17 protein-coding genes are annotated in these 12,094 nt (G+C 65.4%); 8 read left to right on the forward strand and 9 right to left on the reverse strand.

Annotation, left to right across the window (positions count from 1 at the left end; all coding sequences use genetic code 11):
• Nucleotides 1–11: 11 nt before the first annotated feature.
• Together N7573_RS19275 and N7573_RS19280 are read right to left on the reverse strand one after the other, a co-directional pair.
• The gene (locus tag N7573_RS19275; protein WP_279913324.1) at nucleotides 12–287 is read right to left on the reverse strand and encodes a hypothetical protein; all 276 of its coding nucleotides are present in this window, start codon (nucleotides 285–287) and stop codon (nucleotides 12–14) included.
• Between the two features lie 246 nt (nucleotides 288–533).
• Nucleotides 534–1,418, reverse strand: coding sequence for an RNA polymerase sigma-70 factor (locus N7573_RS19280; RefSeq protein ID WP_279913325.1), 885 nt, complete (start codon nucleotides 1,416–1,418; stop codon nucleotides 534–536).
• Nucleotides 1,419–1,565: 147 nt separating this feature from the next.
• Between N7573_RS19280 and N7573_RS19285 the strand changes: the two genes are divergently transcribed.
• The 4 genes from N7573_RS19285 (at nucleotide 1,566) to N7573_RS19300 (ending at nucleotide 4,702) form a co-directional block, all read left to right on the forward strand.
• The gene (locus tag N7573_RS19285) at nucleotides 1,566–3,083 is read left to right on the forward strand and encodes a fumarate hydratase (RefSeq protein ID WP_006377486.1); all 1,518 of its coding nucleotides are present in this window, start codon (nucleotides 1,566–1,568) and stop codon (nucleotides 3,081–3,083) included.
• Between the two features lie 119 nt (nucleotides 3,084–3,202).
• On the forward strand, nucleotides 3,203–3,598 hold the full coding sequence (locus tag N7573_RS19290) for a hypothetical protein (protein WP_279913326.1): 396 nt from the start codon (nucleotides 3,203–3,205) through the stop codon (nucleotides 3,596–3,598).
• 71 nt (nucleotides 3,599–3,669) lie between these two features.
• On the forward strand, nucleotides 3,670–4,008 hold the full coding sequence (locus N7573_RS19295) for a hypothetical protein (protein WP_121505096.1): 339 nt from the start codon (nucleotides 3,670–3,672) through the stop codon (nucleotides 4,006–4,008).
• Nucleotides 4,009–4,066: 58 nt separating this feature from the next.
• The gene (locus tag N7573_RS19300; protein WP_279913327.1) at nucleotides 4,067–4,702 is read left to right on the forward strand and encodes a glutathione S-transferase family protein; all 636 of its coding nucleotides are present in this window, start codon (nucleotides 4,067–4,069) and stop codon (nucleotides 4,700–4,702) included.
• Between the two features lie 71 nt (nucleotides 4,703–4,773).
• Here the strand turns inward: N7573_RS19300 and arsC are convergent, their stop codons facing one another.
• From arsC to N7573_RS19315, 3 genes are all read right to left on the reverse strand, one after another.
• Nucleotides 4,774–5,115, reverse strand: a complete 342-nt coding sequence (gene arsC, locus N7573_RS19305; RefSeq protein WP_121505097.1) for an arsenate reductase (glutaredoxin) — start codon at nucleotides 5,113–5,115, stop codon at nucleotides 4,774–4,776.
• Nucleotides 5,115–6,269, reverse strand: coding sequence for a phospholipase A (locus N7573_RS19310; protein ID WP_019337376.1), 1,155 nt, complete (start codon nucleotides 6,267–6,269; stop codon nucleotides 5,115–5,117). Before N7573_RS19310 ends, arsC begins: the two co-directional genes overlap by 1 nt.
• A 119-nt stretch (nucleotides 6,270–6,388) precedes the next feature.
• The gene (locus N7573_RS19315) at nucleotides 6,389–6,874 is read right to left on the reverse strand and encodes a DUF456 domain-containing protein (RefSeq protein WP_279913328.1); all 486 of its coding nucleotides are present in this window, start codon (nucleotides 6,872–6,874) and stop codon (nucleotides 6,389–6,391) included.
• A gap of 236 nt (nucleotides 6,875–7,110) precedes the next feature.
• On the opposite strand from N7573_RS19315, the gene N7573_RS19320 reads away from it, so the two are divergent.
• On the forward strand, nucleotides 7,111–7,320 hold the full coding sequence (locus N7573_RS19320) for a cold-shock protein (RefSeq protein WP_005410290.1): 210 nt from the start codon (nucleotides 7,111–7,113) through the stop codon (nucleotides 7,318–7,320).
• A gap of 71 nt (nucleotides 7,321–7,391) precedes the next feature.
• On the opposite strand, the gene N7573_RS19325 is transcribed toward N7573_RS19320, so the two are convergent.
• Together N7573_RS19325 and N7573_RS19330 are read right to left on the reverse strand one after the other, a co-directional pair.
• The gene (locus N7573_RS19325) at nucleotides 7,392–7,886 is read right to left on the reverse strand and encodes a glycine zipper 2TM domain-containing protein (protein ID WP_010486804.1); all 495 of its coding nucleotides are present in this window, start codon (nucleotides 7,884–7,886) and stop codon (nucleotides 7,392–7,394) included.
• 136 nt (nucleotides 7,887–8,022) lie between these two features.
• A complete protein-coding gene (locus N7573_RS19330) occupies nucleotides 8,023–8,457 on the reverse strand; it encodes a cytochrome c (protein WP_032129641.1) in 435 nt (144 codons plus the stop codon).
• Between the two features lie 80 nt (nucleotides 8,458–8,537).
• Here N7573_RS19330 and N7573_RS19335 point away from each other — a divergent pair, with 80 nt between their 5' ends.
• Nucleotides 8,538–9,365 carry a tRNA threonylcarbamoyladenosine dehydratase gene (locus N7573_RS19335; RefSeq protein ID WP_279943250.1) on the forward strand — a complete coding sequence of 276 codons (828 nt, stop codon included), beginning with the start codon at nucleotides 8,538–8,540 and terminating at the stop codon, nucleotides 9,363–9,365.
• 71 nt (nucleotides 9,366–9,436) lie between these two features.
• Here N7573_RS19335 and N7573_RS19340 read toward each other — a convergent pair whose 3' ends face one another.
• Both N7573_RS19340 and N7573_RS19345 read right to left on the reverse strand, forming a co-directional pair.
• Nucleotides 9,437–10,216, reverse strand: a complete 780-nt coding sequence (locus N7573_RS19340) for a TatD family hydrolase (RefSeq protein ID WP_279943251.1) — start codon at nucleotides 10,214–10,216, stop codon at nucleotides 9,437–9,439.
• A complete protein-coding gene (locus N7573_RS19345) occupies nucleotides 10,213–10,428 on the reverse strand; it encodes a DUF6116 family protein (RefSeq protein WP_049398753.1) in 216 nt (71 codons plus the stop codon). The genes N7573_RS19340 and N7573_RS19345 overlap by 4 nt, the downstream gene beginning before the upstream one ends.
• Before the next feature lie 163 nt (nucleotides 10,429–10,591).
• Here N7573_RS19345 and N7573_RS19350 point away from each other — a divergent pair, with 163 nt between their 5' ends.
• Both N7573_RS19350 and N7573_RS19355 read left to right on the forward strand, forming a co-directional pair.
• Complete coding sequence (locus tag N7573_RS19350; RefSeq protein ID WP_049398785.1) at nucleotides 10,592–11,437, forward strand: glycine zipper 2TM domain-containing protein; 846 nt, start codon at nucleotides 10,592–10,594, stop codon at nucleotides 11,435–11,437.
• A gap of 126 nt (nucleotides 11,438–11,563) precedes the next feature.
• A partial coding sequence (locus N7573_RS19355) for a GNAT family N-acetyltransferase (protein WP_279943252.1) occupies nucleotides 11,564–12,094 on the forward strand: 531 nt, incomplete at its 3' end.

Consider the following 12,094-nt stretch of genomic DNA (forward strand, 5'->3'; position numbering starts at 1 on the left):
ATGCGTCTCATTCAGGTGATCATTTGGAATTCGGGTGCTGACGTGAGAATCAATGCCTTCAACTGGTCAATGTTGGCTTTGATGAGCTCAGGAAGAGAGTCCCATTCGCCGTATTCTTTAGACGGGATAAAATTTCCCGTGACTACCACGAGCCTGACATCCGGACGGATCGTTGAAAGTTGCCTTCTTGGTGGTGCCCAAGTTGATTCTTCATTCGGAAAAGGAAAAGAGGCGATTCTGGGCCAATCACCTCTTTCAATTCCGGTGCGAGTAGTCAGTACATCCATGAAGCTCTCCAACGTGGGAAGCTCGCAGTCTCGGAGCATTCTGCCCTTCGAAATGAATGGAAGGATCGCTACGTCCGGATCCTAGTAAGTGCGAACGTAGCCGAAAGCAAGCTCGCTTTTGTCAAGGGGTACGGCAAATACATCACCGACGTTCACCCTGATTCTCTTTCTTGGCTTCTTGGGATTCATTGCCGTCAATTTCCTTTCAATTGCGCTGACAGATTGCCCAAGTCCAAGTCCGTATGTCTAATCGGGGAGTTCACCTTGAAGACTCGGTAGCTTCTCCGGATTGAGCACGCTGTACACGTTGGCGATGCGGCCATCGACCACCTCGATGGTGGTGACCGAGTGCAGGCGATCACCGACAAAGCGCAGGATCGCCGGCTCGCCGTTGACGTAGCCCAGCTGGGCCGGATGCGCCGCGCCGCGGCGGGCGATGGCCCAGAACAGCCGGCCGATGCGCTCGGCGCCGAGCAGCGGGCGGACCGCCGCGGTAACCACGCCGCCGCCGTCGGAAACCAATACCGCATTGGCGTGCAGCAGGGCCTGGATCCCCTCGCTGTCGCCGCGTTGGGAGGCGTCCATGAAGCGTGCCAGCAGCTGCCGGTGCTGGCTGGCATCGGCATTGAAGCGTGGCCGCCCAGACTGCAGGCGTTGCCGGGCACGGTGCACCAGCTGCCTGCAGTTGGCCTCGCTGTGGCCGATCAGCTCGGCGATCTCGCGGTAATCGTGGTCAAAGGCCTCCTTCAACAGGAAGGCGGCGCGCTCCTCGGGGCCGAGCTGTTCGAGCAGGGTCAGGAAGGCGACCGAGATGTCGTCGGCCAGCGCATGCAGCTGCGCCGGGCCGGGCGCTGGGTCGGGCTCCAGGGTGACCGCCAGTGGCTCGGCCAGCCACGGGCCGACGTAGTGCACGCGCTCGCGCTTGGCTGCGCGCAACCGGTCCAGGCCGAGCCGGGTGGTGGTGGTGACCAGCCAGGCTTCGGGGTCGCGGACGGCCGCCGGGTCGGCGCCGGACCAGCGCAACCAGGCATCCTGGACCACGTCTTCGGCGTCGGCGCGACTGCCGAGCAGGCGGTAGGCCAGCGCCATCAGGCGCGGACGGTGGGTCTGGAAAGCGGTTTCAGCGTTCATGTGGGCAAGGACGCCGCAGTGGCGCGTGGCGTGACAGAGGGTGTGCGTGGATAGTGCAGGCCAGCGGCCGGCACTACCACCCTGCGGCCGGGGGAGGGGGTAAAATGGGGGGATTACCCCCGCCAGCCTCCAGCAAGCGAGCAAGTCGTGACATCGATCAAGCAGGAAGACCTCATCCAGTCCATCGCCGACGCGCTGCAGTACATCTCGTACTACCACCCGGTCGACTACATCAAGAACCTTGCCGCCGCCTACGAGCGCGAGGAGTCGCCGGCCGCGAAGGAAGCGATGGCGCAGATCCTGATCAATTCGCGCATGTGCGCCGAAGGCCACCGTCCGATCTGCCAGGACACCGGCATCGTCACCGTGTTCCTGGAAATCGGCATGGACGTGCGTTGGGACGACGCCACCATGGGCGTGGAAGACATGGCCAATGAAGGCGTGCGCCGCGCCTACATGCACCCGGACAACAAGCTGCGCGCTTCGGTGCTGGCTGATCCGGCCGGCAAGCGCATCAACACCAAGGACAACACCCCGGGCGTGGTCAACGTCAAGGTGGTGCCGGGCAACACCGTCGACGTCATCGTCGCCGCCAAGGGTGGTGGTTCGGAAGCCAAGACCAAGTTCGCCATGCTCAACCCGTCCGACTCCATCGTCGACTGGGTGCTGAAGACCGTGCCGACCATGGGCGCCGGCTGGTGCCCGCCGGGCATGCTCGGCATCGGCATCGGCGGCACCGCCGAGAAGGCGATGCTGCTGGCCAAGGAAGCGCTGATGGAGCCGATCGACATCACCGAGCTGCAGGCCCGTGGTGCGTCCAACCGCATTGAAGAGCTGCGCCTGGAGCTGTACGAGAAGGTCAACGCGCTGGGTATTGGCGCGCAGGGCCTGGGTGGCCTGACCACCGTGCTCGACATCAAGATCAACGATTACCCGACCCACGCGGCCAACCTGCCGGTGGCGATGATCCCCAACTGCGCGGCCACCCGCCATGCGCACTTCACCCTGGATGGCAGCGGCCCGGTGATGCTGGACCCGCCGTCGCTGGAGGACTGGCCGAAGCTGACCTACGATTCGTCCAAGGGCACCCGCGTGGACCTGGACACGATCACGCCGGAAGATGTGGCCAGCTGGAAGCCGGGCCAGACCCTGCTGCTGAACGGCAAGCTGCTGACCGGCCGCGATGCCGCGCACAAGCGCATGGTCGACATGCTCAACAAGGGCGAGGAACTGCCGGTCGATCTGAAGGGCCGCTTCATCTACTACGTCGGCCCGGTCGATCCGGTGCGCGACGAAGTGGTGGGCCCGGCTGGTCCGACCACGGCGACCCGCATGGACAAGTTCACCCGTCAGGTGCTTGAACAGACCGGCCTGCTGGGCATGGTCGGCAAGGCCGAGCGCGGCCCGGCGGCCATCGAGGCGATCCGTGACAACAAGTCGGCCTACCTGATGGCCGTCGGTGGTTCGGCCTACCTGGTGTCCAAGGCGATCAAGGCGGCGAAGGTGGTCGGTTTCGCCGACCTCGGCATGGAAGCGATCTACGAGTTCACCGTGCAGGACATGCCGGTGACCGTGGCGGTGGATTCCACCGGCGAGTCGGTGCACAAGACCGGCCCGCGCGAATGGCAGGCCCGCATTGGCAAGATTCCGGTGGTGGTGGAGTAATTCCTCCCGTTCCGGTCGAGACAACGGCGCCCTTGTGGCGCCGTTGTTGTATGCAGCCTGCCCGTGGATGGCATGCTCTGCTAACGTGCGCTGTCTGACGTATTGGAAGGGAGTCCACCGTGCTGCAGTGGTCGCGTGCTTTCGTGTTGCTGGTCGCTGCGCTGGCGTGCGGCGCCTGTGGTCCGCGTTACTTCGTCGAGCCGCCAACCCACGAAGCGGGGAGGATCTGCGTGTCGGTCTGCGAGAGCCAGAAGGCAACGTGCGACTTCCACAACCGCGCCCGCGCGGAGTCGGACCAGCGCAGCTGCGAAAGCGAGAAGAGCCGGATCATCAGCCGTTGCAGTGGTATTGCCGACGACAAGCAGCGGCACAACTGCGAAGGGGGCAACGGTGCCGGAAACTACTGTGGTCCCCCGGCGCTTCCTTCATGCAATGCTCCGTACGCCCAGTGCCTGCTCTCCTGCGGCGGCACGGTGAACGAAGTCCGCACCGACACCGGCATTCCCGTGTACTGATGGGGGCGTCGGTGCCTGCACGCGCAACCGTAGTCTGCTAGGGTCGGCACACCCCAGTACTGGATGTGCCCATGCGCCTGCATCGATCCCTCGCGGCTGTGTTCCTGCTGGCCCTGGCCGGCTGCAGTACCCCGGCGTCGTACGAAGGCGCGGATTTCCCCGCATCAGCGCAATGCCGCGTGCAGTGCCAGGCCGGCTATCGCAGCTGCATGGCGCAGAATGACTCCCTCGGCAGCCGCCAGAGCAATTGCGAGCAGCAGGTGGTGCCGGCGCCGGACAAGCGCTGCAAGGATGTGGACAACCCGGACCTGCGCCGTGCCTGCGAACTGAAGGCGCATGACTGCACGATGCGCGCGCCGATGATGTCCTGTGGCGAACGCCGGGATTCCTGCATGAGCATCTGCGGCTGAGCAGCGACCGCGCGCGTGGGCGCATAATCGGCTGATCCACCTGCACAGGATCTTCCGCATGAGCACCACGCTGTATGGTTCAACCAGTACCGCCGCGCTGGTGGTGCACTGGCTGCTGATCGAGCTGGGCATCGAGCACGAACTGGTGCTGCTGGATTTCGACGCGCGCGAGCACAAGTCGGCGGAGTACCTGGCGCTGAATCCGGCCGGTGTGGTGCCGACACTGCTGATAGATGACTTGGTACTGACCGAAGCGGCGGCGATCGCACTGTATCTGGCTGACCGCCATCCGGAGGCCAACCTGCTGCCCGCACTGGGCACGCCGCAGCGCGCCGATGCCTACCGCTGGATGTTCTGGTGTGCCAATACGCTGCAGCCGGCCTATCGTGCCTGGTTCTATCCGCATGAAATGGCGGGCGAGGCAAATATCGAAGCGAGCCGCGAGATGGCCCGTCAGCGCCTTGAGGCGGCCTGGCAGCAGGTCGCCACGCACCTGCAGGCGCATGGCCCCTACCTGCTGGGCACCACGCCCTGCGTGGTCGACTACATGCTGGTGATGCTGATGCGCTGGTCGCGCAACATGCCGAAGCCCAGCGACACCTGGCCTGTGCTCAAGGCACATGCCACGTCGATGAAGGCGCGCCCGGCGTTCGCCGAGGTGTACCGCCGCGAAGGCATCACCGACTGGCGGTAACCAGAAAAGGGGACGGAGGGGATTAAGTAGTTTGTGCACAAACGACTTAATCCCCTCCGTCCCCTTTTCCGTTACAGGATCTCCAGCACCGTTTCCGGTGGACGGCACAGCCGGGTGCCCTTGGGCGTGCGCACCACGGGGCGGTTGATCAGGCGCGGGTGTGCGGCCATCGCGGCCAGCAGCGTGGCATCGTCGGCCTCTTCCAGTCCCAGTTCGGTGAACTGTGCTTCCTTGCTGCGCACCAGATCACGTGCGCTCAATCTGGATTCGGCCAGCACCTGGCGCAGTGTGGTCACATCGGGTGGATTGCCGAGGTACTCGATCACCTCCGGATCGAAGCCTGCATCGCGGATCAGCTTCAATGCGCCACGCGAATTGCTGCAGGCCGGGTTGTGCCAGATCGTCACGTCCATCAGAACCACTCCAGCAGCGACACGCCCACGCCCACGTAGGTGGCTTTGTGGTTGTAGTCGATCAGGCTTTCGCCGTAGCCGTCGAAGATCTGCACGTGGCCGCGCAGCAGGTTGCTGATCGGGAAGCCGTAATCCAGCTGCAGGGCACCGTGTGAGCGGCTGCCGGTACGCAGCGAATGGCGTGCCATCAACGAGACTTCGTGGCCGTTGCGGTTCCAGGTCAGGGTCGCATCACCGCGGCCCATGTAGTCCTCGATGTCCGGATTGTTGTCGTCGCTGCGGGTCTCGGGAATGCGGTACCACGGCCGCAGCACCAGCGCCCAGTTCTCGCGGTCCAGGCCGATGTTGAGCATGACCCGGTTCCAGCTGCGCGACAGCGGATCGGCGCGGCCGTTGGACTGGTGGTTCAGCGCGATGCCGGTCATGCGGCCGCGCCAGCCACCGATCGAGTAGCCGTTGCGGAACACCATCATCACTTCCGGCTCGTAATTGGTTTCGCGGAACGGGCGCGAATCCTCGCCGTTGTAGGCCTGCCAGCGCGAGCTCTGGGTATAACCGGCCCAGATGTCGCCGTTGTCGCCGAACAGGTTCTCGGCGATCTTGGTCTTGAAGCTGATCTGGAACTTCAGTTCGGCGCTGTCCAGCACCTGCGGCGTGGTGACCGTGTTGGCCGGGTTCGGCGAATGCGGCGTGGTGTTGCGGTCGCTGGTCCAGAACGCCGGCAGCAGGTACACCGGCTTGTAGGCACGCAGCTGGAATGGGCCGAGCTTGGAGTCCTCGGCCAGTTCCCAGCGGCTGTCCAGCAGCGAACCGCGGCCGGCATTGGCCAGCGCGCTGTCGGGCGCAGCGGGGCGGAACAGGTCGCTGACCCGCTCGCGCAGTTTCTCTTCGCCCTGGCTCACGCGTGCGGTCTGGCGTTCTTCGCGACGGGCCTGCGCGGCCGCCTCGGCAGCGGCATCGGCGGCGGCCGTGGCCTGCGGCGTATGCGCGAACAGGCGGTCATAGCAGGCCAGGCGCGCCGCGTCAGTGGTGATGGCGGCACACGCCGCCGGCGAGGTATCGGTGCTGGGCACGAATTCCTGCGCGGCCAATGGGGCACTGGCCAGCGCCAGCGCCAGCGGCGCAAGGCGGGGAAGCAGCGGGGGGAGGGTCATTCCAGCAGGCCCTTCGGTGAATACGGGAATCGCACAGTGTGGCGGCTGTACCGCATCGCGGCCAGCCCCCACGGTTTATGCACGGCCACCGCGTGCGCGCGGCGTGAAGACGGTGCGGGTTACAGGAACCAGGCGAAGGCGAACAGGCCCAGCATCGCGATCACCACCGCCAGCTTCAACGCCAGGCCGAGCAGGATGCCGAGCCAGGTGGCCAGACCCACCTTGGTCGAGCGGCCCAGTTCACGGGTGTGCCAGTACTCGCCGGCCAAGGCGCCGATCAGGGGCCCGGCAAAGAGGCCGATCGGCATGAAGAACAGCCCGACGATGCTGCCGACGAACGTGCCCCACAGCGCCTTGCGGCTGGCACCGACCCGCTGCGCACCCACCACTGTGGCCAGTACGTCCACCAGCAGCGAGAGCAGGGTCAGTACGCCCAGTGCGACCAGGGTCGGCCAGCCGACGTGGACGAAGCCGTCGGCCCATGCCGCCAGCAGCAGTCCGATGAATACCAGCGGGATGCCGGGGAGGGCCGGAAGGATGATTCCGGCGATGCCGACGAGGACAAAAATGACCGCTAGCAGATATAAGATGAATGAGAGTCCCATGCTGTCCCGTATGGTGGTCGTTTTGGGGTTGACAGTGAAAGATTTTGCCAGTTGCTTTTTCGTTTTGGGCGGGTTAAGTTGCAGTCGCTGAGCTTGGCAAGGTCACCGTGGATCGTGGCCTGATGAAGCAAGATCTTCCCGATCCGCTGCATCGATGCACCTCGCTTCCCCCTTGCTTGTCAGCCGCCCACCAGGCGTTTCCTACAACAAGAGAGAGTCACCAGGGAGTTAGTGAGATGTCTGATCGCGAGACCGGTACCGTCAAGTGGTTCAACGATGCAAAGGGCTTCGGCTTCATCAGCCGTGAAAACGGCGAAGACGTGTTCGTGCACTTCCGTGCCATCCAGACCCAGGGCTTCAAGAGCCTGAAGGAAGGCCAGAAGGTCACCTTCACCGTCGTGCAGGGCCAGAAGGGCCTGCAGGCCGACGCCGTTCAGCCGACCTGATCGCGCTGCATACCGTCAAATGAAAAGGCCCGCGCAAGCGGGCCTTTTCTTTGCCATCGGCCCGATGCAGGTCAGCGCAGGATGACCTTGCCGTTGACTACGCGCACGTAGGTGTTCTCGCGGATGCCGCCGAGGTCGCGCTGGTTGACCACGATGGTGCGGCCATCGTCCATGCGCACGCTGATGTCGTAGGTGTCGCTGGTCACGTTCTTCTGGATCTGGTTGCCGGCCAGTGCGCCACCGACCGCGCCTGCAGCGGCGGCGATGTTCTTGTTGCCACGGCTGCCGCCGGTGTGGTCGGAGATCTCGTGGCCGGCCACGGCGCCGACGATGCCGCCCAGGATCGCGCCGGTCGCGCTGGGCGCGGTACGGCCGGACTGCACGGTGTTGATGCGGGTCACGATGCCGCAGTCGGCGCAGCGGCCCTGGTTGTAGCCACCATTGTTGCCGTAGCCGCCATTGTTGTAGCCGTTGTTGTAACCACCACCGCCGTAGCCGGGCGAGGTGGCACAGCCAGCCAGGGCAAGGGTAGCGATGGCGCTGGCGGCGATGAGCTGGATCTTCATGGGGCGTCTCCTGGCCGTGAAGGCGGGTGTCTGGGGTGGTACTGCGTCATGCAGCAGGGTGGACGAATCGTCCCCTTTTGAACGTGAACAAGGCGCCAACCGCGCAGGCCTTGTCCGGCTGCAGGATGAATGCGGCTCAGCGGAAGTCCTGGTGGCAGGCGCGGCAGTCGGCCTGCACCGTTTCCACCACCTGGGCCAGGGCCGTGCAGTTGCTGGGCGGCGCCGCCAGAGCGGCGTTGAGGTTGCCGCGCAGCTGGCTGGCATGCTGCTGGAACTGCGCGCTGTCCTTCAGCCCGGGAAAGGCCAGGTCCAGGTCGTTGGACAGCAGGCGCATCGCCTGCAACCGCGGCACGCTGTCGGCCAGGCTGCAGCGGTTCTGCTGCTGGGCCTGCTGCAGCAGCTGTGATTGCCGTTGCATCACCTGCATCAGGCTGTCCGGGAACGGATCGCGGCGGGCCTGCAGGGCGCGGCCGACCATCACCGTGGCGATCAGGCCGATCAACAGGCCCAGGCCGAGCACGAACAGATAGCGGTAGGCGGTGGAGGGGCGGCGGGGCGGGCTGGCGTTCATGGCGGGCTCTCCGGACGTGCAACGGTGGGTTCGATGCCGGCGCGCTGCAGGCGCTGGCGCCTGCACGTTAAAATAGCCGGATGAACGAACAGGTCAAACAACGCTTCGCCGGCATCGAACGGCTGTATGGCGTGGGCGCACTCGAGCGCCTGCAGAGCAGCCGCGTGGCGGTGGTGGGCCTGGGTGGCGTTGGCTCGTGGGTGGTGGAGGCATTGGCCCGTTCGGCGGTCGGTCACCTGACCCTGATCGATGCCGATGACATCTGCGTGTCCAACACCAACCGGCAACTGCCGGCGATGGAAGGCAACTACGGCCGCAACAAAGCCGAGGCGATGGCCGAACGATGCCGCGCGATCAACCCGGACATCGCGGTCGATGCCGTACAGGCGTTCCTGACGGTGTCGAACATGGCCGAACTGCTGGACCGTGGCTTTGATCTGGTGATCGATGCCTGCGACAGCTTCCGGGTCAAGGTCGAGACGATTGCCTGGTGCCGCCGCCGCAAGCTGCCGCTGCTGACCGTGGGTGCCGCCGGTGGCCGCACCGATCCCACCCTGGTGCGCATCCGCGATGTCTCGCGCACCGAGCACGACGCCATGCTGGCGTTGATCCGCAAGAAGCTGCGCAGCGAGTTCAACTTTCCGAAGAATGCCAAGCGCTACTTCGGCGTGCCGGCGGTGTATTCGCTGGAGAATGTGAAGTACCCGCAGGCCGATGGCAGCGTCTGTGGCATCCGCCCGAACCTGGGCGCTGATGCGGCATTGAAGCTGGACTGCGGCGCGGGCCTGGGTGCGGCGACCCACATCACCGGTGCGTTCGCGTTCGCGGCGGTCGGCAAGGCGCTTGAAATGCTGCTGGAGCCGAAGAAGGTGAAGGCCGAAGTGGTCGAGGATCACGCTGACGCGTGATGGTAGTGCCGGCCGCTGGCCGGCAACCCGGAATGATTGAATCAGCGCAGATGCCGGCCAGCGGCCGGCACCTACCGTTGCATAGCGGGCAGCGCGAACAGCCGCCGCGCGTTCTCCGTCGTGGCCTGGGCCACCGCGTCCAGCTCCATCCCGCGTAGCGCCGCCACGTGGCGGGCGATGATCGCCAGCCGTGCCGGTTCGTTGCGCTGGCCGCGGATGCCGGCGTCAGGCTGGTCCGGAGCGTCGGTCTCCAGCAGCAGCTGTTCCAGCGGCATCTCGCGCACCAGCCGCTGCAGGCGTTGCGCGCGTTCGTAGGTCAACGGGCCGCCGAGCCCGAGCAGGAAGCCCTGCTTGTGCAGTTGCGCTGCCTGTTCCGGACTGCCGGAAAAGCTGTGCACCACGCCGCGCAGGCCGCCGACGCGACGGATCGCGGCGATCACCGCATCCACCGCGCGCCGTGCATGCACGATCACCGGCAGCTCGAACTCACGGGCCAGTTCCAGCTGACCGATGAAATATGCCTGTTGCGCCTCGGCATCCAGGCCTTCAACGAAAAAGTCCAGACCACATTCGCCGATCGCGCAGGGGCGTTCGCGTTCGATCCACTCGCGCAGCAGCGGCAGGTGCCCAGGCTGGTGCTCGGCCAGGAACATCGGATGCAGGCCGTAGGCTGGGTACAGCCCCGGCACGTGCTGGCAGACCTCGCGCAGCTTCGGCCAGCTGGCTGCGGTCACCGCCGGTACCACCTGCTGGTGCACGCCAGCGGCCTGCGCACGCTCGACCACCGCGGCGCGGTCGCGGTCGAACTCGCTGGCGTCCAGATGGCAGTGGCTGTCGACCAGCAGGCTCAATGCTGCTCCAGCGGCGGAGGCGTGGTGGTGTTGCGGCGCTTCCAATTGGCCAGCAGCAGGGTGCCGAAGCCGAGCACCAGCTCATCGACGAACGGAATCGGGTCCGGGATGAACAGGGTCAGCGCGAACAGGCCCGCGGTGAGCTTGAACAGGGTGGGGTAGCGCAGCCGGCGCGCCCATTGCAGTACCGGCAGCAGCATCGGGTTGGCCATGGCGGGGGTCCTCCTGGGGAATATGCAAACGCTACCACGGGCCCAGCATTTCCCGATGCTGAATGGGTTACGGGAATGAGCAGGAAATGTGGAGATTCCGTTCAGGCAGCGCATGCTGCAATCTGGTTCGAGAACGTTGCGGATGGTCCGCAAGGAGCAGGTCATGAAAAGCACAACTACAACTGTCCTGGTCGCAGCGGGCGCGCTGCTGGTCGGTGGCATCGCCACTGCCGCCTTCATGAAGAGTGGCGACAGATCGCCCGATTCCATCAGCGCCGGAACCCCCAATGGTGAATCGCGCCTGGTCGATGGCAACGCCACGGACGATGGCGCGCGTGGTGACACTCTCGACCCGACCGCACCGCGTGGGCTGGAATATGCCGATGTGCTGAAGGTCGACCCGATCACCGAGAAGCAGAAGGCCTACGCCACCGTGATCGGCACCGACGCGGTGCGTGAGACCTCCACCACCCAGACCCCGCATGAAGTCTGCCAGGACGTGACGGTGCAGGAGCGCCTGCCGGAACGTGACGGCAACGTCGGCGGTACCGTGGTCGGTGCTGTGGTGGGTGGCCTGCTGGGCAACCAGGTCGGCGGCGGCAATGGCAAGAAGGCCGCCACTGCGGCCGGCGCGGTGGCCGGTGGCTTCATCGGCAACCAGATCGACAAGCGCCATGTGGGTGGCCGCGTGGTCAACCGCACCGAGCGCCAGTGCCACACCGAGACCGCGACCTCCGAGTCGAGCCGCGTCACCGGCTACAACGTGACCTACCGCAACGAGGACGGCACCACCGGCACCATGCGCATGGCCAGCAAGCCGGGCAACCGCATTGCCATGGGTACCAACGACGTGGTGAAGGGCTACAACGTGACCTACCGCTATGACGGCGCCGAGAAGACGGTGCGCATGGACAACAAGCCGGCCAGCGATCGCCTGCCGGTGGTCGACGGCCAGCTGGTCACGCAGACCGCTGCTGCCGGTGCCACGGCGGCCAGCACGCGCCAGTAATCCAGATGCCGCATGCAGTACCTGACGGGCCGGCTTATGCCGGCCCGTTTCGTTGCAGCCGGCGAAATTCATCCGCGCGGGGCGTGAATCCACCATCATGGACGCTTCCTTCGACATGGAGCCGGCATGAGCATCTTCGACCTGCGCATCGAAACCGAGCGCCTGATCCTGCGGCCGCTGCTGCGCGAGGACTACGAACCGTATCTGGCGTTCTGCGCCGATGAGGAAACGATGCGCACCCTCGGTGGCGTGCAGCCGCCTTCGGTGGCCTGGCGTGGCTTCTGCAGCCTGGCTGGCGCCTGGCAGCTGTTTGGCTTCTCGATGTTCAGCGTGATCGAGAAATCCAGCGGCGAATGGATCGGGCGGATGGGGCCCTGGCAACCGCAGGACTGGCCCGGTACCGAGGTCGGCTGGGGCATCCGTCATGCCAGCTGGGGCTGGGGCTATGCGCCGGAAGCGGCGGTCGCAGCAATCGATTGGGCGTTCGACACGCTGGGTTGGGACGAAGTGATCCACACCATCGCCGAGAACAACGACAACTCGCGGGCGGTCGCGCGCAAGCTCGGCAGCACGCTGCTACGGATGGGGGAACTGCCGCCGCCGTACAACGACAAGCCGATGCAGATCTGGGGCCAGTCGCGCGAGCAGTGGCGGCAG

This window comes from Stenotrophomonas sp. GD04054 (assembly GCF_029836955.1).
Lineage (GTDB): Bacteria > Pseudomonadota > Gammaproteobacteria > Xanthomonadales > Xanthomonadaceae > Stenotrophomonas > Stenotrophomonas maltophilia_A.

Excerpts from the sequence above, each read along its gene's own strand:
- N7573_RS19275 (WP_279913324.1), bottom strand. The coding sequence starts at position 287 with ATGGATGTACTGACTACTCGCACCGGAATTGAAAGAGGTGATTGGCCC.
- N7573_RS19280 (WP_279913325.1), bottom strand. The coding sequence starts at position 1,418 with ATGAACGCTGAAACCGCTTTCCAGACCCACCGTCCGCGCCTGATGGCG.
- N7573_RS19295 (WP_121505096.1), top strand. The coding sequence starts at position 3,670 with ATGCGCCTGCATCGATCCCTCGCGGCTGTGTTCCTGCTGGCCCTGGCC.
- N7573_RS19300 (WP_279913327.1), top strand. The coding sequence starts at position 4,067 with ATGAGCACCACGCTGTATGGTTCAACCAGTACCGCCGCGCTGGTGGTG.
- arsC (WP_121505097.1), bottom strand. The coding sequence starts at position 5,115 with ATGGACGTGACGATCTGGCACAACCCGGCCTGCAGCAATTCGCGTGGC.
- N7573_RS19310 (WP_019337376.1), bottom strand. The coding sequence starts at position 6,269 with ATGACCCTCCCCCCGCTGCTTCCCCGCCTTGCGCCGCTGGCGCTGGCG.
- N7573_RS19315 (WP_279913328.1), bottom strand. The coding sequence starts at position 6,874 with ATGGGACTCTCATTCATCTTATATCTGCTAGCGGTCATTTTTGTCCTC.
- N7573_RS19320 (WP_005410290.1), top strand. The coding sequence starts at position 7,111 with ATGTCTGATCGCGAGACCGGTACCGTCAAGTGGTTCAACGATGCAAAG.
- N7573_RS19325 (WP_010486804.1), bottom strand. The coding sequence starts at position 7,886 with ATGAAGATCCAGCTCATCGCCGCCAGCGCCATCGCTACCCTTGCCCTG.
- N7573_RS19330 (WP_032129641.1), bottom strand. The coding sequence starts at position 8,457 with ATGAACGCCAGCCCGCCCCGCCGCCCCTCCACCGCCTACCGCTATCTG.
- N7573_RS19335 (WP_279943250.1), top strand. The coding sequence starts at position 8,538 with ATGAACGAACAGGTCAAACAACGCTTCGCCGGCATCGAACGGCTGTAT.
- N7573_RS19345 (WP_049398753.1), bottom strand. The coding sequence starts at position 10,428 with ATGGCCAACCCGATGCTGCTGCCGGTACTGCAATGGGCGCGCCGGCTG.
- N7573_RS19350 (WP_049398785.1), top strand. The coding sequence starts at position 10,592 with ATGAAAAGCACAACTACAACTGTCCTGGTCGCAGCGGGCGCGCTGCTG.